Annotated in this window: 22 protein-coding genes; 21 read left to right on the top strand and 1 reads right to left on the bottom strand. The window is 48.2% G+C overall.

Annotated elements, in window-relative coordinates:
- The first annotated feature begins 12 nt into the window (after positions 1-12).
- Entirely contained in the window at positions 13-399 is a 387-nt protein-coding gene (locus AC0TWI_RS21180; RefSeq protein WP_488128432.1) for an FxsA family protein, read from the top strand.
- 38 nt (positions 400-437) lie between these two features.
- On the opposite strand, the gene ytvI is transcribed toward AC0TWI_RS21180, so the two are convergent.
- Positions 438-1,559, bottom strand: a complete 1,122-nt coding sequence (ytvI, locus tag AC0TWI_RS21175; protein ID WP_488128325.1) for a sporulation integral membrane protein YtvI — start codon at positions 1,557-1,559, stop codon at positions 438-440.
- A 478-nt stretch (positions 1,560-2,037) separates the two neighbouring features.
- On the opposite strand from ytvI, the gene AC0TWI_RS21170 reads away from it, so the two are divergent.
- The 20 genes from AC0TWI_RS21170 to thrS all read left to right on the top strand — a co-directional run bounded on the left by AC0TWI_RS21170 (position 2,038) and on the right by thrS (position 24,440).
- Positions 2,038-2,547 carry a DUF441 domain-containing protein gene (locus tag AC0TWI_RS21170; protein WP_488128324.1) on the top strand — a complete coding sequence of 170 codons (510 nt, stop codon included), beginning with the start codon at positions 2,038-2,040 and terminating at the stop codon, positions 2,545-2,547.
- Between the two features lie 166 nt (positions 2,548-2,713).
- Positions 2,714-3,829 carry a citrate synthase gene (citZ, locus tag AC0TWI_RS21165; protein WP_488128323.1) on the top strand — a complete coding sequence of 372 codons (1,116 nt, stop codon included), beginning with the start codon at positions 2,714-2,716 and terminating at the stop codon, positions 3,827-3,829.
- 47 nt (positions 3,830-3,876) lie between these two features.
- Positions 3,877-5,148 (top strand): NADP-dependent isocitrate dehydrogenase, encoded by a 1,272-nt coding sequence (gene icd, locus AC0TWI_RS21160; protein WP_488128322.1) that lies wholly within the window; start codon positions 3,877-3,879, stop codon positions 5,146-5,148.
- A 256-nt stretch (positions 5,149-5,404) separates the two neighbouring features.
- Entirely contained in the window at positions 5,405-6,343 is a 939-nt protein-coding gene (mdh, locus tag AC0TWI_RS21155) for a malate dehydrogenase (protein ID WP_488128431.1), read from the top strand.
- A 128-nt stretch (positions 6,344-6,471) separates the two neighbouring features.
- On the top strand, positions 6,472-7,410 hold the full coding sequence (gene hflK, locus AC0TWI_RS21150) for an FtsH protease activity modulator HflK (protein WP_488128430.1): 939 nt from the start codon (positions 6,472-6,474) through the stop codon (positions 7,408-7,410).
- Positions 7,410-8,342 carry a protease modulator HflC gene (hflC, locus tag AC0TWI_RS21145; protein WP_488128321.1) on the top strand — a complete coding sequence of 311 codons (933 nt, stop codon included), beginning with the start codon at positions 7,410-7,412 and terminating at the stop codon, positions 8,340-8,342. The genes hflK and hflC overlap by 1 nt, the downstream gene beginning before the upstream one ends.
- Before the next feature lie 129 nt (positions 8,343-8,471).
- The gene (polA, locus tag AC0TWI_RS21140; RefSeq protein ID WP_488128320.1) at positions 8,472-11,102 is read left to right on the top strand and encodes a DNA polymerase I; all 2,631 of its coding nucleotides are present in this window, start codon (positions 8,472-8,474) and stop codon (positions 11,100-11,102) included.
- Positions 11,103-11,128: 26 nt separating this feature from the next.
- Positions 11,129-11,956 carry a DNA-formamidopyrimidine glycosylase gene (mutM, locus tag AC0TWI_RS21135; protein WP_488128319.1) on the top strand — a complete coding sequence of 276 codons (828 nt, stop codon included), beginning with the start codon at positions 11,129-11,131 and terminating at the stop codon, positions 11,954-11,956.
- An 80-nt stretch (positions 11,957-12,036) separates the two neighbouring features.
- Positions 12,037-12,669, top strand: a complete 633-nt coding sequence (gene ytaF / locus AC0TWI_RS21130; RefSeq protein WP_488128318.1) for a sporulation membrane protein YtaF — start codon at positions 12,037-12,039, stop codon at positions 12,667-12,669.
- Between the two features lie 13 nt (positions 12,670-12,682).
- Positions 12,683-13,285: a dephospho-CoA kinase gene (coaE, locus tag AC0TWI_RS21125; protein WP_488128317.1), complete on the top strand. Its 603-nt coding sequence runs from the start codon at positions 12,683-12,685 to the stop codon at positions 13,283-13,285.
- Between the two features lie 103 nt (positions 13,286-13,388).
- Positions 13,389-14,414 (top strand): glyceraldehyde-3-phosphate dehydrogenase, encoded by a 1,026-nt coding sequence (locus AC0TWI_RS21120; RefSeq protein WP_488128316.1) that lies wholly within the window; start codon positions 13,389-13,391, stop codon positions 14,412-14,414.
- Between the two features lie 166 nt (positions 14,415-14,580).
- Positions 14,581-16,116 carry a PTS transporter subunit EIIC gene (locus AC0TWI_RS21115; RefSeq protein ID WP_488128315.1) on the top strand — a complete coding sequence of 512 codons (1,536 nt, stop codon included), beginning with the start codon at positions 14,581-14,583 and terminating at the stop codon, positions 16,114-16,116.
- A 3-nt stretch (positions 16,117-16,119) separates the two neighbouring features.
- Positions 16,120-16,803 carry an N-acetylmannosamine-6-phosphate 2-epimerase gene (locus AC0TWI_RS21110; RefSeq protein ID WP_488128314.1) on the top strand — a complete coding sequence of 228 codons (684 nt, stop codon included), beginning with the start codon at positions 16,120-16,122 and terminating at the stop codon, positions 16,801-16,803.
- Between the two features lie 6 nt (positions 16,804-16,809).
- Positions 16,810-17,616 (top strand): MurR/RpiR family transcriptional regulator, encoded by an 807-nt coding sequence (locus AC0TWI_RS21105; protein ID WP_488128313.1) that lies wholly within the window; start codon positions 16,810-16,812, stop codon positions 17,614-17,616.
- A 269-nt stretch (positions 17,617-17,885) separates the two neighbouring features.
- Positions 17,886-18,257 (top strand): adenosylmethionine decarboxylase, encoded by a 372-nt coding sequence (gene speD / locus AC0TWI_RS21100; RefSeq protein WP_488128312.1) that lies wholly within the window; start codon positions 17,886-17,888, stop codon positions 18,255-18,257.
- A 140-nt stretch (positions 18,258-18,397) separates the two neighbouring features.
- A complete protein-coding gene (gene nrdR / locus AC0TWI_RS21095; RefSeq protein ID WP_488128311.1) occupies positions 18,398-18,853 on the top strand; it encodes a transcriptional regulator NrdR in 456 nt (151 codons plus the stop codon).
- Between the two features lie 15 nt (positions 18,854-18,868).
- A complete protein-coding gene (locus AC0TWI_RS21090) occupies positions 18,869-20,290 on the top strand; it encodes a replication initiation and membrane attachment family protein (RefSeq protein WP_488128310.1) in 1,422 nt (473 codons plus the stop codon).
- Positions 20,274-21,206, top strand: coding sequence for a primosomal protein DnaI (gene dnaI, locus AC0TWI_RS21085; protein WP_488128309.1), 933 nt, complete (start codon positions 20,274-20,276; stop codon positions 21,204-21,206). Before AC0TWI_RS21090 ends, dnaI begins: the two co-directional genes overlap by 17 nt.
- Before the next feature lie 141 nt (positions 21,207-21,347).
- Positions 21,348-22,184, top strand: coding sequence for a putative sporulation protein YtxC (locus tag AC0TWI_RS21080; RefSeq protein WP_488128308.1), 837 nt, complete (start codon positions 21,348-21,350; stop codon positions 22,182-22,184).
- A gap of 315 nt (positions 22,185-22,499) precedes the next feature.
- Positions 22,500-24,440 carry a threonine--tRNA ligase gene (thrS, locus tag AC0TWI_RS21075; RefSeq protein ID WP_488128307.1) on the top strand — a complete coding sequence of 647 codons (1,941 nt, stop codon included), beginning with the start codon at positions 22,500-22,502 and terminating at the stop codon, positions 24,438-24,440.
- The last annotated feature ends 24 nt before the right edge of the window (positions 24,441-24,464 follow it).

Genomic DNA, 24,464 nt, shown 5'->3' with positions numbered 1-24,464 from the left:
GAGTGGATCCAGATCCGATACTTGCTGTTACTATTCATACTAATCCCAGCAGCTGAATTGGCTGTATTTTTGCAGGCGGGGAAAACGATCGGCATTTTTCCAACGATTGCTATCGTCATCCTGACTGGCTTTCTCGGAGCCTATCTGGCAAAGCGCCAGGGGCTGGAAGTGTGGCGCAGGGCCCAAGAGCTTGCAAGGCAGGGTGAGCCGCCTGGTGACGCGATTCTCGACGGAATCTGCATTCTTGCCGGTGGTTTGCTGCTTCTCACTCCTGGTTTCCTTTCAGATGTAGCTGGCCTGCTGTTTCTCATGCCGTTTACAAGAAAGATGTTCAAGCCGTTTCTGATGAAAGCGATCAGGAAACGTACGAGCAGAAGAAGAATCCATATATACAAATGAAAGAGCCGGGATGTGCGTCCCGGCTCTTTTTCTGGGTTTTACTGAATCGGTGTGTTCCCTTTAATATAATTCCATGTATCCGTGAACACATTTGTTTTATGAAGGGTCGTTAATAGAACAAGTGCGACCGGTCCGACAATCAGTCCGAGGAATCCGATCAGCTTAAAGCCGACGAACAGCGCAATCAGTGTTGCGAGCGGGTTCAAACCGATGTTCGATGACAGGATTTTAGGCTCCATCACCTGCCTCTGGACGAGGACGACCGTGTACAAAATGCCGAGGCCAATGGCAAGCGGATAATTTCCGGTCACAATTTCAAAGATGATCCACGGGACAAAGATGGTGCCGGTCCCAAGATAGGGGAGCAAATCAACGATTCCTGTAATTAATGCGATAGTGATTGCATAATCAATCCGCAGGATGAGCAAGCCAATCAGAACGATGACCAGTGTGAGGGAAATCAGCGTCAGCTGGGCTTTTGCGAAACCAAACAATGCCTTACGCAGTTCCCCGATTACTTTTGCTCCGCTCGTCCGCAGCCTCTCATGCAGGAACTGCCCCGCCCATTTCTTCAGCTTGTACCAATCTTTTGAAATGAAAAAAGTGGCCAGCAATGAAAAAATAAGCACGGTGGCTGCATTTGGTACCCAAGAGACCAACGCAGGCAATTTCAGGAAAAAGTTTTGGATAAATGTCGTAACGCTTGCTGTGATTTTATCTCCTGTTGCAGTAATGCTGTTCATAATCGTGTCCTGCTGCCCCGAGTCCAGGCTCTGGAACATGCTTGCAATCCGATTGTAAAAAGGAATCACCTGGGAAGCAAACAGATTTTCGATATATTCGATCATCGTTTTAATATGTTCAGGCACGACATTAGACAGATAGGATGTGCCGGCAACAATCTCGGCGATCAGCAGTGTAATCAGACCGGCAAATACGCCGATCAGCAGTACAATTGTCGTAATAACAGCCAACGCACGAGGAAATTTCCATTTCCTTTCTAGGAAATTCACAAGTGGGTTGATAGCAAGAGCGATTACAAGGGCAATAATAAACGGGTAGGCTACTTTAAAGATGAGATAAATCGCCAGTAGTGACAGAATCACGACAGATACAACAATCAAAAAGCGAAATATCCGACCCGCTGTTTCACGATTCACATGTATCCCTCCAGTTAGAGCAGAGAATCATAAGATTTTCTGGTTTTGCTTGCAAGGGGCAAGCCCCTCCGCTTTTCTAGTGTCCAGCTGCGGGGGCTAGCTGCTCGAGGTCACAAGCCAAGCAAGAATGAAGGCAAAAAGCGCCTTCTTTCTTGCTCGTCTTGTGCTTGTCGCAGCTAATCAAGCCCCCTCCGCATTTCTAGTGTCCAGCTCTGGGCGATAGGGGCTCGAGGTCGCTTCGGAAAAGATCAGGTGGATTGGAAAGCATCCACCCGCTCTTTTCCTCCAGCGCTTGTCGCCCCTGATCAATCGCCCTCCGCTTTTCTTGATCCAGCTGCGGGGGCTAGGGGCTCGAGGTCACAAGCCAAGAAGGAAGAAAGGCTGTAAAGCGCCTTTTTTCCTTCTCGTCTTGTGCTTGTCGCCCCTGGGCAAGCCCCCTCCGCTTTTCTATTAATATTATCATGTTATGTTCTTTTTTATGTCAATTTACAAGGGAGTGGTTTTTGTGGTTTTTAGCCAGGCTTATTTGTTTTTGTTGCTTTTGCTTGGGATTGGGGTTGTGGCGAAGAATCAGTCGCTGATTATTGCGGCGGTGTTTTTGCTTTTGTTGAAGGTGGCGGGTGCGGATGAGAAGGTGTTTTCAGCTTTGCAGGGGAAGGGGATTAATTGGGGAGTTACGGTAATAACGATTGCCGTGCTGGCACCGATTGCGAGTGGAAGTATCGGGTTCCGGCAGCTCGGGGAAGCGGTAAAATCTCCCTATGCCTGGATTGCGCTTGGGGCCGGCATGGCGGTTGCGCTGATTGCAAAGTTTGGGATTGTTCTCCTTGCGGCTGATCCCCACATTACGACTGCGCTTGTGCTCGGTACCATCCTCTCCGTTGCCCTGTTCAAGGGAGTGGCGGTCGGCCCGCTGATTGGAGCTGGAATAGCCTATATGGCCATGAAAATATTTGAAATGTTTACATCCGGACCGGGGGCTGGATAGGAATATAGAACGTTTTCATTCCCAAATAATGAATAATTCGTTATAATGGTCAGTGGAACTAAATAATAGAGAAATTAGACAAGTTTCGGTATTGGGCTATAATGGATAAGTACGGTTTCTCCATGCCGGCCTGATTTAGAGAAAAGAGGAAAAGGAGAGGTTTTATATGACAGCATCCAGCGGACTGGAAGGGATCGTTGCCACAACGTCCTCCATCAGTTCAATCATCGATGACACCCTTACATATGTTGGCTATAATATTGATGATCTGACTGAAAATGCAAGTTTCGAAGAAGTGGTTTATCTTCTATGGCATCTCGAACTGCCTACGAAAGAGCAACTGCAGGAATTGAAAGAACAGCTTGCGGACAATATGGTACTTCCGGCTGAAATTATTGAAAGCTTTAAAACATATCCGATCGACCGAGTACATCCGATGGCTGCCCTGCGCACTGCCGTATCTGCCCTCGGCCTTTATGACGAAGAAGCGGATGTGATGAACAAGGAAGCGAACTACCGCAAAGCCATCCGTCTTCAGGCAAAAATTGCTACGATTGTTGCATCCTTCTCCCGTGTGAGAAAAGGTCTGGAACCTGTGGCTCCGAGAAAAGATCTTGGTTTTGCCGAAAACTTCCTTTACATGCTGAATGGCAAGGAAGCGGAAGCGATTGAGATCGAAGCATTCAATAAGGCGCTTGTTTTGCATGCAGACCATGAATTGAATGCCTCTACCTTCACTGCCCGCGTTTGCGTTGCAACTCTTTCCGATATGTATTCCGGCGTTACTGCTGCCATCGGCGCACTGAAAGGACCTCTGCATGGAGGAGCGAATGAACAGGTCATGAAGATGCTTACAGAAATCGGTTCTGTCGACAGAGCTGAAGACTACATCAATGACAAACTGAACAACAAAGAGAAGATCATGGGCTTCGGCCACCGCGTTTACCGCAAAGGTGATCCACGTGCCAAGCATCTGAGGGAAATGTCTCAGAAGCTGACAGAAATTACAGGCGAGCCAGAGTGGTATGATATTTCTGTTAAGGTGGAGGAAACTTTCACTTCCAAGAAGCCGCTGCCGCCGAATGTTGATTTTTATTCAGCGTCCGTCTATCATAGCCTAGGGATCGATCATGATCTCTTTACACCGATTTTCGCTGTCAGCCGCGTTTCGGGCTGGATCGCTCATATTCTCGAGCAATATGAGAACAACCGCCTGATTCGTCCGCGTGCGGATTATACCGGTCCTGGCATGCGCGAATATGTTAGCATCGACGAGCGCTAATCTAGTATAATCGGGAACTATTAAAATTGATTTGGAGGAGAATTTCTATGTCACAAGGCGAAAAAATCACAGTAACAAACGGTGTTCTTCAAACACCAGATAATCCAATCATCCCTTTCATCGAAGGCGACGGAACAGGCCCGGACATTTGGGCTGCAGCCAAACGCGTTCTTGATGCAGCAGTAGACAAAGCCTACAGCGGCAAAAAGAAGATCGAATGGAAAGAAGTCTATGCCGGAGAAAAGGCATTCAATAAATTTGGCGAGTGGCTTCCAGAAGAGACGCTTGACACGATCCGCGAATACCTGATCGCTATCAAAGGACCTCTTACTACACCAATCGGCGGAGGTTTCCGCTCATTGAACGTTGCGCTTCGCCAGGAATTGGATCTGTTCGTATGCTTGCGTCCAGTCCGCTATTTCGAAGGAGTGCCTTCACCGGTAAAACGTCCGGAAGATACTGATATGGTCATCTTCCGCGAAAACACAGAAGATATTTATGCGGGCATCGAGTATAAAGAGGGTACGCCGGAAGTGAAGAAAGTGATCGACTTCCTTCAAAACGAGATGGGCGTAAACAAAATCCGTTTCCCTGAAACATCCGGAATCGGAATCAAGCCGGTTTCCCAAGAAGGAACAAGCCGCCTTGTCCGTGCTGCCATCAACTATGCAATCAAAGAAGGCCGCAAGTCTGTGACTCTTGTTCACAAAGGAAACATCATGAAGTTCACTGAAGGAGCCTTCAAGAACTGGGGCTATGAGTTGGCTGAGAAAGAATTCGGCGACAAAGTATTCACTTGGAACCAGTACGACAAGATCAAAGATGAGCAGGGTGCAGACGCTGCAAACAAAGCTCAGTCTGATGCAGAGGCAGCTGGTAAAATCATCATTAAAGATGCGATTGCTGACATTTTCCTTCAACAAATCCTGACTCGTCCGAAAGAATTTGATGTGGTTGCTACGATGAACCTGAACGGAGACTATATTTCCGATGCGCTTGCTGCACAAGTCGGCGGAATCGGTATTGCTCCGGGAGCGAACATCAACTATGAGACTGGTCACGCAATCTTTGAAGCAACTCACGGCACGGCTCCAAAATATGCTGGCCTTGATAAGGTAAATCCTTCTTCCGTCCTTCTTTCTGGTGTGCTGATGCTTGAACACCTTGGTTGGAACGAAGCTGCTCAAATGATTACAAAATCAATTGAAAAGACAATTGAATCAAAAGTGGTTACGTATGATTTCGCACGTTTGATGGAAGGCGCGACAGAAGTGAAAACTTCTGAATTTGCCACAGCGTTGATTGAAAACATGGAGTAATCCAACTTGGTACAGTACAGCTTCAATCAGTAGGTTTTTACTTCACTGCCCACTGATTGTTAGTTGAACGAACCGGGCTGTTGACTGCTGCTGATTCCCGCTCCATTTGTTGAGGTGGGAGTCATGCGGCCAGTTAACGCGGGATAAAAAGATTTTGGCATCGCCGGACAGCATAATTCGCATGTTCGGCATGCGGAAATCTTTTTTTTGCAATCAGGCGAAAATCTGCTTTATCCAATTTATAGAAAGAAGGGACATTCTTATGACAAGGAAGAAAATATCTGTAATTGGCGGCGGCTTTACCGGCGCGACCACTGCATTCCTCTTGGCACAAAAAGAGCTGGGAGATGTTGTACTCGTTGATATACCGCAAATGGAAAATCCGACAAAAGGAAAAGCGCTCGATATGCTCGAAGCCTCTCCTGTCCAAGGATTCGATGCAAATATTACCGGTACGTCCGATTATGCGGATACAGAGAATTCCGATGTAGTCGTCATCACAGCGGGGATTGCCAGAAAGCCCGGCATGAGCCGCGACGATTTGGTACAGACAAACCAGAAGGTGATGAAGAGTGTCACAAAAGAGATCATCAAGCATTCGCCGAACTGCCACATCATCGTGTTGACGAATCCGGTCGATGCGATGACGTATACGGTATATAAAGAGTCTGGCTTCCCGAAAAACAGGGTAATCGGTCAATCCGGCGTCCTGGATACAGCCCGCTTCCGCACATTTGTCGCGCAAGAGCTGAATGTTTCGGTGAAAGATGTTACCGGTTTCGTTCTTGGCGGGCATGGTGATGATATGGTTCCCCTCGTCCGCTACTCATACGCAGGCGGCATTCCCTTGGAGACGCTGATTTCAAGCGAGCGCCTGGATGAAATTGTCGAGAGGACGAGAAAAGGCGGCGGAGAGATTGTCAATCTGCTCGGTAACGGGAGTGCCTACTATGCTCCAGCTGCATCGCTAGTCGAAATGGTCGAAGCAATCGTCAAGGATCAGCGCCGCATTCTTCCGTCGATCGCATATCTTGAAGGAGAATATGGATTTGACGGCATCTACCTTGGTGTCCCGACCATCCTTGGTAAAGAAGGAATCGAGAAAGTGATTGAACTGGATCTGACGGATGAAGAGAAAGCTGCACTTCAGAAGTCTGCTGATTCTGTCCGCGAAGTCATGAAAGTTTTAGCCTAATATTCATCCCGGAAACCTTCACAGGTTTTCGGGATTTCTTTTTCCTGCCTGCCAAATGAATCTTTTTCTAATCCCGGACGTATGAACAGGTATAGAGAAAAATGGGGAAAGGAAAATGCGATATGAGTATGAAAAGAACGTTGACCGTTACAGGCCTTGTGGCGGCTGTCCTTATTCTGGCTCTTGTCCTCGTCACGTCCTGGTACACTGTCGACGAATCGGACCAGGCCGTCATTTTGACATTTGGCAGAGCGGAGGAGACGGTGACGGAACCAGGGCTGCATTTCAAACTGCCATATCCGATCCAGCGTGTTGAAAAGCTGGCGCGGGAAACGCTCAAGCTTGATTTTGGCTACAAGGAAGGGAAAAACCAGCCCGCCGAAACGAAAATGATTACCGGTGATGAAAATATTGTATTGGCGGACCTTGTTGTCCAGTGGAAAATCACGGACCCGAAAAAATACCTCTTCCACTCGGAAGACCCGGAGCAGATTTTATACAATGCGACATCGGCTTCGCTCCGGAGCATTATCGGCAGCTCAAAAATCGATGATGCCCTCACGTCCGGAAAAGTAGAGATTGAGGCAAACGTACGGGAACTGCTGACCTCTTTGATGGACAAATACGATGTCGGCATCTCGATTCTTGCTGTCAACCTGAAGGATGTCGAGCTCCCGAATAAAGAGGTAAGAAGTGCATTTACTGCTGTAACGGATGCCCGGGAAACGATGAATACAAAAATCAACGAAGCGAAAAAGTACGAGAATAAGCGCATGAATGAGGCAAAAGGAGAAGAGGCTGCCATAATGTCCAAGGCGAACGGAGAGAAGCAGGCAAGGCTGGAGGCAGCGCGAGGCGATGTTGCGGTTTTCAATAAGCTGTATGAGCAGTATAAATCGAACCCTCAAATCACCCGTGAACGCCTTATTCTTGAGACCCTTGAGCAGGTGCTGCCGGGTGCGGAAATTTATATTATGAATGATGAAGGCAGCACACTGAAACACTTCCCGATCCGTCCGCTGGAACGGCCTGAACCAAGTGCCACAGAAGAAGGAGGGAAGCAGTAATGGACAAAAAAGTGATTGACCTGGAAGCAAGGAAAAGCATAAACCTCGAATGGAAGAAGTTTGTCAGGTTCGGCTTGTTTTTTGTCATCCTGATTGTACTGCTCCTCCTTCTTCTGACGAGTGCGTTTGTTGTAAAAGAAGGAGAATACAAGGTAGTGCGGCAATTTGGTGAAGTCGTGAGGATCAAAGACACGCCGGGACTCGGATTTAAGGTTCCGTTTATCCAAAGCGTATCGACCCTCCCGAAATACCAGATGACATATGACGTATCACAGGCGGAAATCAACACGAAAGATAAGAAGCGGATGATCATCGACAATTATGCGGTCTGGAGAATCGATGACCCGCGGAAGATGATTTCCAATGCGAGAACCGTTGCGAATGCGGAATCGCGGATGGAGGAATTTATTTATTCAGTTGTCAGATCCGAACTGGGACAGCTGGATTACGAGGCAATCATCAATGATGAGAAGTCGTCAAGGGGCAGCCTGAATGACAAGGTGACGGAGAGAGTGAACGAACTCCTTGCCCGCGATGAGTACGGAATTGTCGTGACCGACGTCCGCACAAAACGCACAGACCTTCCACAGGAGAACGAAAACTCAGTATACCTGAGAATGATCTCGGAACGGGAATCGAAGGCACAGGAATATTTATCGATGGGCGATGCCAAAAAAAATGATGAAACTGCGGAGACCGACCGAAAAGTACGGGAAATGCTCGCCAAAGCCCAAGCAGAGGCGGAAATCATCCGTTCTGAAGGGGAGGGGGAAGCGGCAAGGATTTACAATGAGGCTTTTTCCAAGGATAAGGAGTTCTATCAGCTTTACCGCACATTGGAAACCTATAAAAAGACGATCGGTGAGGAGACCGTCATTGTCATCCCGTCCGATTCACCGTATGCCCGCCTGCTGATGGGGTATACGAATTGACGAAAACCCGCCAGGCAGATAAAGCCTGCGGGTTTTTTTTCGTTATTCGGGCAGTGACTTCGCCTGATGAGCGACTTTTCCTCTAACATGTTAAAATGGATGTACGAGAGCCCCTTGAGGAGGTTAAGGATGAAGAAGAAACTATTGCTGATTGATGGAAACAGTATTGCGTACCGTGCGTTTTTTGCGCTGCCGCTGTTGAATAATGACAAAGGGATCCACACGAACGCGGTGTACGGATTTACAACGATGCTGATGAAAGTGTTGGACGAGGTCAAGCCAACGCATATTCTTGTTGCTTTCGATGCCGGGAAAACGACTTTCCGCCACTCGACGTTCAAAGAATACAAAGGAGGGCGCCAGAAAACGCCGCCCGAGCTGTCGGAACAGTTCCCATTTCTGCGGGAGTTGCTCGATGCCTACGGAATCAAACGTTTTGAGCTGGAGAATTACGAGGCGGATGATATCATCGGAACGCTTGCCGTCCGTGCCGCAGAGGAAGGGTTCAATGTCCGGGTTATTTCCGGGGATAAGGACTTGACACAGCTGAGTACGGATAAGATAACGGTCGGCATTACGAGAAAAGGAATAACAGATATTGAGGAATACACGCCTGCCCATATTGAAGAGAAATACGGACTTACACCAGAACAGATCATAGATATGAAAGGTTTGATGGGGGATTCTTCGGATAACATCCCAGGCGTTCCAGGGGTTGGGGAAAAAACCGCTATCAAGCTACTGAAACAATTCGGGACCTTGGAGAACCTCCTCAATAATATTGCCGAGGTGAGCGGGGCAAAGCTGAAAGAGAAGCTCGCAGAGTTCAATGACCAGGCTGTGATGAGCAAGGAACTGGCGACAATCGAAAAGAATGCCCCGGTTCCTATAGATGTGGAGGATCTTCAGTATTCAGGATATGAAGTGGACAAATTGTCTGCGGTCTTCAGGGAGCTTGGCTTCAATTCACTGCTTGATAAGCTCGATGGTGCGGAAGAAGCAGAGGAAGTGGAACTGGCGGACTTAGAGTATAAAGTGGCCGAAACGATTGAAGAGGAGCTTTTTGCTGACGAGAATGCTCTTTACGTTGAAATATTGGAAGACAATTACTATACAGGCGACATTATCGGTTTTGGACTCGCGAATGAGAATGGCAATTATTTTTTGCCGGTTGAAACAGCACTCGCCTCACCTGTTTTCAAAAAATGGGCAGAAGACCCATCCAGCAAGAAAAGGGTGTTTGATGCAAAACGGTCTGTCGTTTCTCTGAAGAAACGAGGCATCGACTTGAACGGGATCGACTTTGATCTTCTTCTCGTTTCGTATCTGCTCAACCCATCCGAATCACCGAAGGACTTTTCTGATGTAGCTAAGCTGCACCAATATACGAATGTCCAGTCCGATGAGAGTGTATATGGTAAAGGGGCGAAGCGGAAAGCTGCAGAGGGTGATGAGCTTGCCGCCCATCTTGCCCGCAAGGCAGCGGCTGTTCTGGCTCTCCATACGCCTCTCATTAAGGATTTGGAAAAAAATGAGCAAACCGACCTTTTCTTTGATTTGGAGCTTCCGCTTGCCCTGATCTTGGCGAAAATGGAGTATACAGGTGTGAAAGTTGATGTTGGCCGTCTTGAGAAAATGAAAGAGGAAGTCGGCTCCAGACTGAAAGAGATTGAAAGCCATATTCACGAACTGGCTGGGGAGCCGTTCAACATCAATTCACCGAAACAGCTTGGCGTCATTCTATTTGAAAAACTCGGGCTGCCCGTGATCAAAAAAACCAAAACAGGCTATTCGACTTCTGCAGATGTGTTAGAGAAACTGGAAAACGACCATGAAATCATCCGGGCGATCCTTGATTACCGCCAGCTTGGCAAGCTGCAGTCCACATACATTGAGGGGCTATTAAAAGTCATCCATTCGGGTTCGGATAAGGTTCATACCCGTTTCAATCAGGCGCTGACGACCACCGGCAGGTTGAGCTCTACAGATCCGAATTTGCAGAACATCCCGATCCGGCTTGAGGAAGGACGGAAAATTCGCCAGGCGTTCATACCGTCCGAAGAGGGCTGGGTTATCTTTTCGGCGGACTATTCACAAATCGAACTTCGGGTTCTCGCCGATATTGCGAAGGATGACAATCTGATCGAAGCGTTCCAGCATGGACTTGATATTCATACGAAGACCGCGATGGATGTTTTCCATGTTGAAGCAGACGGAGTAACATCGAATATGAGAAGACAGGCAAAAGCGGTGAACTTCGGTATTGTATACGGAATCAGCGATTATGGCCTGTCGCAGAGCCTCGGCATTACGAGGAAAGAGGCGGGAAGATTTATCGACCGCTATCTTGAGAGCTTCCCGGGAGTCAAAAATTACATGGATGACAGTATCGCTGAGGCGAGGGAAAAAGGCTATGTGTCCACACTGCTTCACCGGAGGCGCTATATTCCTGAAATCACGAGCAGAAATTTCAACCTGCGAAGCTTTGCCGAACGGACAGCGATGAACACGCCGATCCAAGGCAGTGCTGCAGATATTATCAAAAAAGCGATGATTGATATGGATGCCCGCCTGGAAAAGGAAGGGCTTGAAGCAAGGCTGCTTCTTCAAGTGCATGATGAATTGATTTTTGAAGCGCCTGAACACGAAGTGGAGAAACTGAAGGAAATTGTGCCCGATGTAATGGAGCATGCATTGGAGCTTGCGGTTCCGCTTAAGGTGGAGTATGCATACGGACCGACATGGTTTGACGCAAAGTAAAATAACACCAAGGGAGGGAGCAGCTTATGCCGGAACTGCCGGAAGTGGAAACGGTCCGCAGATCATTGACACAGCTTGTCGCAGGTAAAACGATCAATCGTGTCGAAGTGGGCTGGCCGAAAATCATTAAACACCCGGAAGAATACGAACAATTCCAGGATGCTCTTCCCGGGCAGACGATCGAAAGCATCGACCGGAAGGGAAAATTCCTGATCTTTCTTCTCCAGGACTATGCACTCGTGTCCCATCTGAGGATGGAAGGGAATTACCGCCTGCACGATGCAGGTGATGAAAAGGATAAGCATACGCATATCATCTTTTATTTTACGGACGGAACTGAATTGCATTACCGTGATGTCCGGAAGTTCGGCACGATGCACCTGTTTGCACGGGGCACGGAGCATGACCTGCTGCCGCTCGCAAAACTTGGGCCTGAACCTTTTTCAGAGCAATTTACCTTTGATTATCTCCAGGAAAAACTGGGGAAAACAGACCGGGCAATCAAGAGCGTTTTGCTCGATCAGACAGTCGTCACCGGGCTTGGCAATATTTATGTCGACGAGGTGCTGTTTCACTCGCATATCCATCCGGAGCGGAAAGCTTCATCGCTCAAAAAGAATGAGATTGAAACACTGCGGATTCAGTCGGCGAGAGTGCTGGCCGACTCAATTGAAGCGGGGGGCAGCTCTGTCAATACGTATATGAATGCCCATGGATTATCCGGGACTTACCAGGAGAAGCTTTTGGTATACGGGCGAAAAGGTGAACCGTGCCCGAATTGCGGAACACCAATTGAAAAAATTAAAGTCGGCGGGCGGGGAACCCACTTTTGCCCGGATTGCCAAATTCCCTGATCACCACTCCGTTTAACCATCCCCTTTTTTCCTCATATACTGTGTTATCTCCGCAGTATTGGCGAGGAAGGGGATTCAGAATGGGGTATACACTATCATTAGTGCTGCTTGCCGCTGCCATCAGTCTTGATAGCTTTAGTACCGGGCTTGCATACGGTCTCAGGAAAATATGGATTCCGTTTAAATCGATCGTTATCATTTCCATGATGACCGCAGCCTCTCTGGCTTTTGCCATGCTGGCTGGAAAAGGGCTCGTTGGACTAATGTCTCCGGAAGCGGCAAATCGGATTGGCGGTATCATCCTGATTTGCATCGGTACATGGGTCGTCATCCAATTTTTTAAAACGGATCAGAACCCGGCGGACCATGGAGAAAAGCATGTTCTCAAGTGGGAAATTAAATCGCTTGGGATTGTCATCCATATTTTACGTAAACCAACCCGGGCCGACTTTGACCGGTCTGGAACGATTAACGGGCTTGAGGCATTATTTCTCGGTGCGGCATTGTCGCTGGATGCTTTCGGAGCAGGAATCGGAGCTGCCATGATCGGCTACTCTCCGGCTTTGCTTGCCGGATGTGCGGCGATCATGAGTGGAATGTTTCTGGCTGCCGGCCTGAGGATGGGCCGATTGTTTTCCAAGGCGCACTGGCTCCAGAAGTTTGCCTTCATGCCGGGCGTTCTGCTTATTTGTATCGGGCTGATTAAAATGTGAAAGAGGAGGAGCCATGACAGCCATTATCGGACTGACAGGCGGCATCGCCAGCGGAAAAAGCACAATTTCCCGCCTGCTCCACAATCGCGGGTTTGCGATTGTAGATGCTGACAAGGCGGCGAGGGCCGTTGTTGAACAAGGAGAAGAAGCATATAAACAAGTTGTCGCCGAATTCGGTGAGGAAATTCTCCAGCCGGACGGCGAAATAGATCGAGCGAAACTGGGCTCCGTTATTTTTCATAATGAGGAAAAACGATTATTGCTGAACAGTATTGTCCATCCGGCCGTGAGGGAGAGGATGGACGAATGGAAGGAAAAAGCGGTCTCGTCCGGAAAGGAGACTGTCATTTATGACATTCCGCTGCTCTTTGAGAGCAAACTAACCCGTCTCGTAGAGAAAGTGATTGTTGTCTATGTGTCGGAGAATGTGCAGCTGGAGCGACTGATGGCGAGAAACCAGCTTAGCGAGGAAGAGGCAAAGGCAAGGATTGCATCCCAGCTCCCTCTCAGCCAAAAGCGCGAGTGGGCAGACGCAGTGATTGATAATAATGGGGAGATTTCTGAGTCTGAGGCCCAATTAGAAAAGATCATATCCAGCTGGAAACTGTCACCATGAATCATCATGGTGATTTTTTCATGACAATTATATCCTCCCTCATCTGTTAATGTGTTATACTATTGTAAGATTTAGTATAACTTTATTGGAGGGTTTTTAGAGGATGAATGCGAAGATTGCAATCAACGGTTTTGGCCGGATTGGCCGGATGGTATTCAGAAAGGCGATGGAGGACAATATGCCGATTGCCGCCATCAACGCGAGTTATCCAGCGCAAACATTGGCCCATCTGATTAAATACGATACGACTCACGGTTCTTTTGCAGGAACGGTGGAGTGCAAGGATGAAAGACTGATCGTTAATGGCCAGGATATCCTCCTGCTGAACAATCGTAACCCGCTCGAGCTTCCTTGGGGAAGAATGGGAATCGATATTGTTATAGAGGCGACCGGGAAGTTCAATGAAAGGGAAAAAGCCGCCATGCATTTAACTGCCGGAGCCAAAAAGGTCATTTTGACGGCGCCTGGGAAAAGGGAGGACGTCACCATCGTGATGGGAGTAAATGAAAGCGCTTTGAATATTGATGAGCATGATGTGATCTCAAATGCATCCTGCACAACAAACTGCCTTGCACCCATTATAAAAGTGCTGGATGATAATTTCGGGATTGTCAATGGCCTGATGACAACGGTGCATGCCTATACAAACGATCAAAATAATATCGATAATCCTCACAAAGACTTGCGCCGAGCCCGGGCGTGCGGACAATCGATCATACCGACAACGACAGGGGCCGCTAAAACATTGGAACTTGTGCTCCCACAGATGAAGGGGAAGATCCACGGTATGGCTCTTCGTGTTCCAACGCCGAATGTCTCCCTCGTCGATCTCGTTGTCGACTTGGAAGGCGAAGCTGATGCAGAGACTGTAAATAGCGTTCTGAAAGAAGCTGCCTCAGGAGAGTGGAAGGGAATTATCCAATATACAGAAGAGCCGCTCGTATCCTCCGACTTTAACACGAACTCACACTCTGCCATTGTCGACGGGCTTTCCACCATTGCGATCGGAAAAAGCAAAATCAAAGTGCTCGCCTGGTATGACAATGAATGGGCATACTCCTGCCGCGTCATTGAGCTTACCCGTCATGTATCCTCCGCTATTTTGCACAAAGACATAAAAGCAGGCTGATTCAACATCCGCCGCCAGTATTTTGGCAAACACATCGGGAAGATGTGTTTTTTTTTTGAGAAACTATGCACCCATGCCAGAAGTTGGATAAAAAAACCGCTTGCAAACGGGAAAAACGCCCTTTATAATTTAAATGAAAATGATTTACAAAAGGGAAGTGATTTTGATGAATAGTTTCTTCGAGAAGGCACAGCAGTTCGGTAAATCATTCATGTTGCCGATTGCCGTTCTGCCTGCTGCCGGGCTTTTACTCGGTATCGGGGGTGCCTTATCCAATCCAAATACGATTAAAGCGTATCCATTCTTGGATATTTCTTGGCTGCAAGCCGTGTTTACAGTTATGTCGAGCGCCGGAAATGTGATTTTCGCAAACTTGGCCCTCTTGTTTGCTATTGGCGTTGCAGTCGGATTGGCAAAAACCGATAAGGGCACAGCCGGGCTTGCCGGCATGCTCGGGTTCCTTGTCATGAACTCAACAATATCCGCTCTTTTAACCATCACTGGTAAAATGAACACGGAAAATCCGGCCTCTGTCGGACAAGGGACAACCTTGGGCATCCCTACACTGGAAACAGGAGTTTTCGGCGGTGTAGTAGTGGGGGTAGTAGTCGCCTTGCTTCACAATCGTTATAACAAGAAGCAGTTGCCGCCATTCTTGGGCTTCTTCAGCGGGTCGCGCTTTGTGCCGATTGTATCTTCATTTGCTACAATCTTCCTAGGCGCCATCATGTTTGTTGCCTGGCCGTTTATTCAAGCGGGAATCTTTAAAATGGGCGGACTTGTGGAAGCGACAGGTTATATCGGCACCTTCGTTTATGGCTTCGTATTGAGATTGCTTGGACCGTTCGGGCTGCATCATATTTTTTATATGCCGTTCTGGACAACCAGTCTCGGAGGGTCCCTCATGGTCAATGGCCATATGGTCGAAGGGACACAGCGGATTTTCTTTGCACAGCTGGCTGATCCTGATGTTCACAAGTTTTATATCGGTACAGCCCGTTTCATGTCCGGCCGCTTTATTACGATGATGTTTGGCTTGGTCGGTGCTGCTTTTGCAATCTACCGGACAGCAAAGCCCCAGCACAAGAAGGTAGTGGCTGGATTGATGGGCTCTGCTGCCTTGACATCTTTCCTGACAGGGATAACCGAGCCGCTCGAGTTTTCCTTCTTGTTCATCGCACCGATGCTGTATGTAGTGCATGCTTTCTTGGATGGCCTTGCTTTTATGATGGCTCATATTTTTCAAATTACCATCGGCCAGACGTTTTCCGGAGGATTTATTGACTTTGTATTATTCGGTATTTTACAAGGAAACGCAAAGACAAATTGGATTGTTGTTCCGCTGATCGGGATACCATGGTTTTTCATTTACTACTTTTTGTTCTCCTTCTTCATCAAAAAGTTCAACTTCAAGACACCCGGACGGGAAGATGAGCAAGATTCGCCTGCCGGGACAGAAGATTCGAGCGAACGCGCTCAAACGATTATCAGTGCACTGGGCGGATCGGATAATTTAACGGCTGTGGATTGCTGCGCGACCCGGCTTAGAGTAAGTGTCATAGATTCAGAGAAAGTGGACGATGGGCTTCTGAAGCAAACGGGAGCAAAGGGCGTTGTGAAAAAAGGCAATGGGATCCAGGTAATATATGGTCCCCATGTGACGATCATTAAAAATGAAATCAATGAAATTGTAGGTGAGTAATGAATGTTAAACGAAATAAAATACAAACTGGTTGTTTCATGCCAAGCGCTTGAGGATGAGCCGCTGCACAGCTCTTTTATTATGTCCAAGATGGCTCTGGCAGCAAAGCAGGGTGGGGCAGCAGGCATCCGCGCCAACTCAAAAGAAGATATTCTAGCGATTAAGGCGGAAGTGGATCTGCCTGTTATCGGCATTATTAAACGGGACTATCCGGACAGTGAAGTATACATTACTGCGACAAAAGAGGAATTGAAGGAACTGATTGAATCGGATTGTGAAATGATTGCCCTCGACGCAACGGACCGCCCTCGCCCTAACGGGGAAACGTTGGCCGAGCAGGTGGACTTTGTGAAAAAAGCTCATCCTGAAATATTATTAATGGCTGACATTTCAACCATAGAAGAAGCGCAAACAGCGGAAAAGCTCGGCTTTGACTGTGTTTCCACTACCCTTTATGGATACACAAAACAAACGGCGGGCGGAAAACTGTTTCACAATGATTTCGAATTTGTTAAACTGGTGCTGGACAATGTACGCATTCCAGTGATTGCCGAGGGGAATATTCTGTCTCCCGAGATGGCGAAGCATGTCCTTTCGCTTGGAGTGCATGCCGTTGTCGTGGGCGGAGCTATCACCAGACCCCAGCAAATCACTAGCCGTTTTGTAGAGGCAATCAAAGAGGTGTAATGTGCTTTGGGCACACTTTTGACAGAGATCCAAGCCAACTATTCTTCTTTCTCCGATAAAGAAAAAGGTTTGGCGGACTATTTGCTTTCATCGCCGGAAGAGGCTTCTCACAGCAATATAAAAGAGATTGCACTTAAAACCGGCGTCTCGGTCGCGACCGTTACAAGGTTCTGCAAAAAAGTATCATGCACTAGTTTCGTGGAATTGAAGCTGAAACTTGCTCGTGAGGGACACAGTGAAGCCGATGATAGCATCGGGGTCCAATTGAAACAGCAGTACGAATCATCTTTGCGCGATATCGAAGGTTTGAACGAGGATGCCGAGATGCTGAACGTTCTCCGGATTATCGAGGGAGCAGCGAAAGTGCATGTGTATGGTCTCGGGAGTTCTGGTCTTGCAGCCCAGGAATTGAATTACCGTTTAAGTAGAATGGGCTTCAATTCCGAGGCTGTGACAGACCCCCATTTGATGATCATCCGGAGCACCCTTCTGCAAAAAGACGATGTGCTCATCGCCATTTCCCGTTCCGGCCAGACTCGGGATTTGCTTACATCTGTACGGAGAGCGAAGGAAAGGGGAGTCAAGCTTGTTTCCATAACCGCGTATGGAGATGCCCCGCTTACAAAAATTTCCGAAGCGGTACTGCTGACGCTTCATCCATTGCGGACACGGTTTATTTCAACTGGTTTGGATTTAAGCACCCTTTACCTGATAGATTTTATCAGCTCCTCCTTCATGAAAGATGCAGATCGAAGTGAAATTTATGAGCAAACGGTCCAAGCCATCTCGAATGAGGCGTGGATTGATGACTGAAGAAAGCTTGCCCGGACGCCGGATGGTGTTCCGGGCTTCTTTCTGCTGCATTTGAATTCAAATAATAAATCCGAAAGTTATTGCCAAACGATTATTCAAGCCTTATACTATGAATCGTGGTGTTTGAATGAACAGCTATGCAAATGCATAAAACCGCATAACTGCTTAAAGGGTTAGGACCTCATTGGACTAACTTTCCCCCGTTGCAGTTAAACATCTTTAACTTGTTTTTGTGATCGCTAAAAAATACGTTGAAGGGGGAACGATCAATGGAAACAATGGGACGTCATGTAATATCAGAATTATGGGGTTGTGATTTTGACAAGCTGAACAGCATGCCATACATCGAGCAGGTGTTTGTCGATGCTGCTTTGAAATCAGGTGCGGAAATTCGCGAAGTCGCTTTTCACAAGTTTGCTCCGCAGGGAGTCAGCGGAGTCGTTATCATTTCTGAATCCCATTTGACGATCCACAGCTTTCCGGAGCATGGGTATGCGAGTATCGATGTCTATACTTGCGGAGACTTGGATCCGAATATTGCAGCCGATTATATTGCGGCAGCGCTCGATGCGGAAACAAGGGAAACGCTAGAGATGCCGCGTGGAATGGGACCGTTGAAGCTTGAGCACGCGGTCCGATAAAAGCCAACTTTTATAAGAAAGGAGCCGATTCGATTAGGAATGGGCTCTTTTTGGTCTATAGGGAAATGGGTACTCTTTTTATTTTCGACGAAAAGTGAGGTATAATAAGAAAAAGCGATCGGAACGGAGAGGATAGAGAAATGAAGTGTCCGTCTTGTCATCATAACGGAACCCGCGTTGTCGATTCACGGCCTGCTGACGACGTCCGGGCCATCCGGAGAAGAAGGGAATGCGAAAAATGTGCCTACCGGTTCACGACCTTTGAAAGAGTGGAGGAGACCCCTCTCATCGTCGTGAAAAAGGAAGGCATCCGCGAAGAGTTCAGCAGGGAAAAAATCCTGCGCGGACTGATCCGCGCATGCGAGAAACGTCCTGTAACGCTTGATCAACTGGAAGAGATGACGAGCGATATCGAGCGGGAGCTGCGCAGCCTCGGACAGGCGGAAGTACAATCTGAGCTTGTCGGGGAAAGGGTGATGGACAAGCTGGCGAAGGTCGATGAGGTCGCTTATGTCCGTTTCGCATCCGTATACCGGCAGTTTAAAGATATCAACGTCTTCTTGGATGAACTGAAGGAATTAATAAAAAAAGCATAACGAAAGTGTGTAAATATGATGCAGCATTGGAATGAAGTACAGCCAGTCGACTCTTTTCAAGTGGTGATGAAGGGCACCCTTCACCGCCACGATCATAAGGTCGTAGCCTATTTGTATCAGCCTTTGATGGGGCCGGTTTGCATGAGCCTGTACACGACTCTCTGGCATGCAGTGACAGAGAGCAGGCTTTGGTCCGATACGTGGAATCACTATCATTTGATGAATATGCTCGGGCTGAATCTCCAGGAAATCTATGATGCCCGGCTGAAGCTCGAAGGCATCGGACTGCTGAAGACGTACATAAAGGAAGAGGAAGACAGGACATTCATTTATGAATTGCTGCCTCCTTTATCGGCAGAGCAATTTTTCACGGACGGCATGTTGAATATTTATTTATACCAAAAGCTGGGGCAGGCCCACTTTTTGCGCCTGAAGAAGTACTTTTCCGATGGGCAGATCGATCGTGGGGAGTATGCCGATATTACGCGTTCCTTCCAGGATGTGTTCGAATCGATTGGAGTGGAGTCGCTTACCAATCCGGAGGCACATCAGGCAGGAATACCTGAGAAAGGGCAGGGGCTGCACCGCCGAGCGGAAGCAGTCCCGATCCCGATCGACGGCCGCGGTTTTGATTTTGCACTGCTTGAGGATGGGCTGTCGAATCTGACCGTGCCGCGGAAGGTTTTGACGCCCGCAGTGAAGGATGCGATCAGCAAGCTCGCCTTTCTCTATTCGATCAACGCTATCGACATGCAGCATCTTCTCCTTTCTGTGATGAATGCATCGCAGACGGTGGATATCGAAGAGCTGCGCAAGGCGGCGAGAGACTGGTATCAGATGGAAAATGGCGACAGGCTGCCTGAACTGATTGATAAACGTGAGACGAGGCCGGCGGCACGCGAGCCGGAGAAGGAAATGACGAAACAGGAAAAGCTTGTCCACTATTTGGAAACTGTTTCTCCGAGAGAACTTCTTGTCGACCTGTCAGACGGTGCCGAGCCTGCGAAAGCCGACGTAAAAGCGGTTGAGGAGGTCATGTTCCAGCAGAAGCTGGAGCCGGGCGTCATGAATGTATTGATCCATTATGTCATGCTCAAGACGGACATGAAGCTCTCAAAGAGCTATTTGGAGAAAATCGCATCCCATTGGTCGCGGAAGAAAATCAAGTCGGTCCGAGAGGCAATGGATTTGGCGATTGAAGAGAACCGGCAGTACCAGGAATGGGCGAGCGGAAAGACAGCTCCGACCCAAAGGAAAAGAAAGCCGATCCGTACGGAAAAGCTGCCTGACTGGTTTTTGGCAAATGAGCATGTGACCGCCAAGGCTCCGGCTCAGGCGGAGGAAACCGAAGAACTGGAAGAAAAGCGCAAACGACTGGAAGCGATCCAGAGAAAGTATAAGAAAGCAGGAGGTGAAAAAGGTGGAGAAGATCAATAGGACGTTGTCCAAGATCAAGACACCCGATTTCCGGCAGCGATACGAGCACTTGAAAGCGGAAGTGCTCGCCAATCCGGATGTTGCCCGCTTTATTCACCAATATGAAGGGGTAATGAGCGAGAGTGACATTGAGAAAAACTTAATGAAGCTGTACGAGTTTTCCACACAGACAAAACACTGTGAAGGTTGCAGCGGACTTGCTCAGTGCCGGAACATGATGCAGGGATATGAGCCGGAGCTTGTATTTGAACGGGGGAATGTGACGATCCATTACCGCCCGTGCCCGACGAAAGTGATGGAAGATGAACGCAAACGGGCGGAAAGGCTGATTAAAAGCATATACATGCCTAAAGCGATCCTGCGTGCTTCCTTTGCGGATTTTTCCCTGGACAGTCCGGGCAGGATGGACGCGTTCGAGTATGCGGAACGATTCGCATCCCAATACAAGCCGGGAAATTACATGAAGGGGCTTTACCTTCACGGACCGTTTGGTGTGGGAAAATCTTTTCTGCTCGGGGCAATCGCCAATCACCTTGCGGATAAGAACATCCCGTCTCTGCTCGTCTATGTACCGGAATTTCTGCGGGAAATGAAGCAGTCGATCAGCGACCACTCCCTGGACGATAAGCTGCAATCGGTGAAAACAGCACCGATCCTCATGCTCGATGATATTGGCGCCGAGTCGATGTCAAGCTGGACGAGAGACGAAGTACTAGGCGCTATTCTTCAGTACAGGATGGATGAGCAGCTCCCCACCTTTTTCTCATCGAATTTTTCTATGGACGGTCTTTCCCATCATTTAACGTACTCCCAAAGGGGAGAGGAAGAGCAAATGAAGGCTGGCCGGATCATGGAGAGGGTCATGTATCTATCCCGCCCGATCGGATTGGACGGGCCGAACCGCCGCCACCAGTGACGAATAAGCTGCCAGGAAAGAGCCGTGACACGGCCTTTCCTGGCAGCTTTTTTGCCATGCTTCCCGCCCTTTGTAATTCCTGGTCTAGGTTGTCCCGTCCCTCCATATACATAAAGTATCGTAAGTGAAGGAGGGGCGGGCTTGAATCTACTTTTTAACTCCATAAAAGATGCGATTCGGTTGAAATTATTTTTATCCGCAAACGGCCTGCAGGAGTCTTTTTCCGAGCAGCAGGGTCAATTTATATATACCTTCTCCGACGATGTCCGGAAAGTGGAAAAAAGAATGGGTGCGCTTATCCGCTTTATCATGGAAGTCAAACGGAATGAATGGATCAACCGGCAATTGCTCGACACATATAAATACGAGAGTGATGTGGAGCGGGTGCAGATCATGGAAATCTCCAGCCATATGTTTGGAGGAGAACGCCCTGAATTAACGGCACTTGCCGGGGAGTTCGATGAGGAAAAGCTGATTGGGGCCGCAGTGGATGATCTATTCCAGTACGATGGTACGGTGCTATTTGAGTCATTTTTGAAATTCCGCCTGAAAATGTATTTTGAGCGGGTTGCTGATTATGTGAACGTTGCAATCGATGAATACAAAATGGAACAGGAATACCAGATGTTCGTCCAGATGCTGCGGGACTATTTGCAAAAGCGGGATCATGTGAAGCCGGTCATCCACCTTTGCATTGATCATCAGACAGTTTTTTATGATGAAAAGATCTGCAAGCTGAACAAGGAGGAGATCGCCAGCATGCTTGACCGCCGTCTTCTGAGCAATCATCCGGTTTATGTTGATTCCGCTATCATCGCTCCCTTGCTGTCGATCGCTCCCCAGAAAATTTTTCTGTATACAAATCAAGAGGAACAGGCACTCGTCCGCACGCTGAAAAATATTTTTGAAGAGCGGATCGCCGTCTTCCCGCCGCGCTACTTGCATACACTGCAAAAAGCGTATTCTGAAAAAACTTGATTTCTGTCCGGTCCCGCATTATAATACGTACATATATACGAACAAGTTGCGATAAGGACATGGGCATTCATCACGGCTCCCAGAGAGGAAAGCAGACGGTGCGAACTTTCCAGTACGGATGAACAGCTTACCCCCTTTGAACTCCAGCCAGGAAACCTTTCGGCAAGTATTGGCTGGCGGACCCGATCCGTTAAACGTATCCAAGTCGGCATGCTCATTTTGCATGCTGAAAACTAGGGTGGAACCACGTGCAATCAAGCTCGTCCCTTTCCAGGGGCGGGCTTTTTATTTTTTTCAAAAAAGGAGTAGAGCAAAATGGCAGAACAAGTGAAGTTAACATTCCCTGATGGCGCAGCAAAGGAGTTTCCGAAGGGCGTAACAACAGAGGAAGTGGCAGCTTCGATTTCCCCGGGGCTAAGAAAGAAGGCGCTCGCCGGCAAGGTTGATGGCAAGCTGATCGACTTCAGAACACCAATCGAGAAGGATGGAGCAATTGAAATCAATACTCCTGACAGCAGCGAAGCGTTGGAAATTCTTCGCCACAGCACAGCGCATTTGATGGCGCAGGCAGTGAAGCGTCTATATCCTGACGTCAAACTTGGAGTCGGCCCGGTCATCGAAGACGGATTCTATTACGACATGGACCTTGAACATTCCCTGACACCGGAAGACCTGCCGGTAATCGAAAAGGAAATGAAGAAAATCATCAATGAAAACATTGAAATCGTCCGCAAAGAGATTTCCCGTGAGGATGCGAAGAAGCTTTTTGCCAATGACGAATACAAGCAGGAACTGATTGATGCGATTCCAGCCGACGAAAAAGTGACTGTTTATGAGCAGGGTGATTTTGTCGATCTTTGCCGCGGTGTCCACGTGCCATCTACCGGAAAGATTAAGGAATTCAAGCTTTTGAGCATTGCGGGTGCGTATTGGCGCGGCGACAGCAAAAACAAAATGCTCCAGCGTGTTTATGGCACAGCCTTCTTCAAAAAGGAGGACCTGGAACATCATCTGCAAATGCTTGAAGAAGCGAAAGAGCGCGATCACCGCAAACTCGGCAAGGAGCTGTCCTTATTCACAAGCTCGCAAAAGGTCGGCCAAGGGATGCCGCTTTGGCTGCCAAAGGGCGCAACGATCCGCCGGATCATCGAGCGCTACATCGTCGACAAGGAAATCGCACTTGGCTACGATCATGTTTATACACCAATCATGGCTAATGTCGAATTGTACAAAACGAGCGGCCACTGGGATCATTATCAGGAAAACATGTTCCCGATCATGGACATGGACAATGAACAACTCGTTCTGCGTCCTATGAACTGCCCGCATCATATGATGGTGTACAAAAACGATATCCACAGCTACCGCGAACTGCCAATCCGGATTGCAGAGCTCGGTACAATGCACCGCTACGAAATGTCAGGAGCGCTTTCCGGCCTGCAGCGTGTGCGTGGAATGACACTGAACGATGCCCATATCTTTGTCCGTCCTGACCAGATCAAGGAAGAGTTCCTCCGTGTCGTTCATTTGATCATTGAAGTATATAAAGACTTTGATTTGACTGACTATACTTTCCGTCTGTCCTATAGAGATCCGGAAGACAAAGAAAAGTATTTTGACGATGATGAAATGTGGAACAAAGCCCAGTCCATGCTGAAGGACGCGATGGATGAGCTTGGCGTCGATTATTATGAAGCAGACGGAGAAGCAGCCTTCTACGGCCCGAAACTGGACGTACAGGTGAAGACAGCGCTCGGCAAGGAAGAGACATTGTCGACAGTCCAGCTCGACTTCCTGCTGCCTGAAAAATTCGATCTCACATATGTCGGTGAAGACGGCAAACAGCATCGCCCGGTCGTTATTCACCGCGGGGTCGTCTCCACAATGGAACGCTTTGTCGCCTTCTTAATCGAGGAATACAAAGGAGCTTTCCCGACATGGCTTGCACCTGTCCAAGTTCAAGTAATCCCGGTTTCCCCGGACGCACACTTCGACTATGCGAAAAAAGTGGCTGACAAGCTGAAGGCATCCGGCTTCCGTGTCGAGCTCGATGCGCGCGATGAGAAAATGGGCTATAAGATCCGTGAAGCTCAAGTACAAAAAATTCCGTACATGCTCGTTGTCGGCGACCAGGAAGTCGAAAAAGAGGCAGTTAACGTTCGCAAATACGGTGAGCAAAAATCCGAAACGATGTCATTCGTTCAATTCAAAGACGAATTGGCAGAGGATGTTGCTTCATTCTCACGGAAAAAATAAAAACAAGGCCTGCCCGGAAACTCA

The organism is Lederbergia sp. B243.17 (assembly GCF_057657925.1).
The sequence above is the reverse complement of the archived record's forward strand: the minus strand, read 5'-3'. Positions and strand labels throughout refer to the sequence as shown.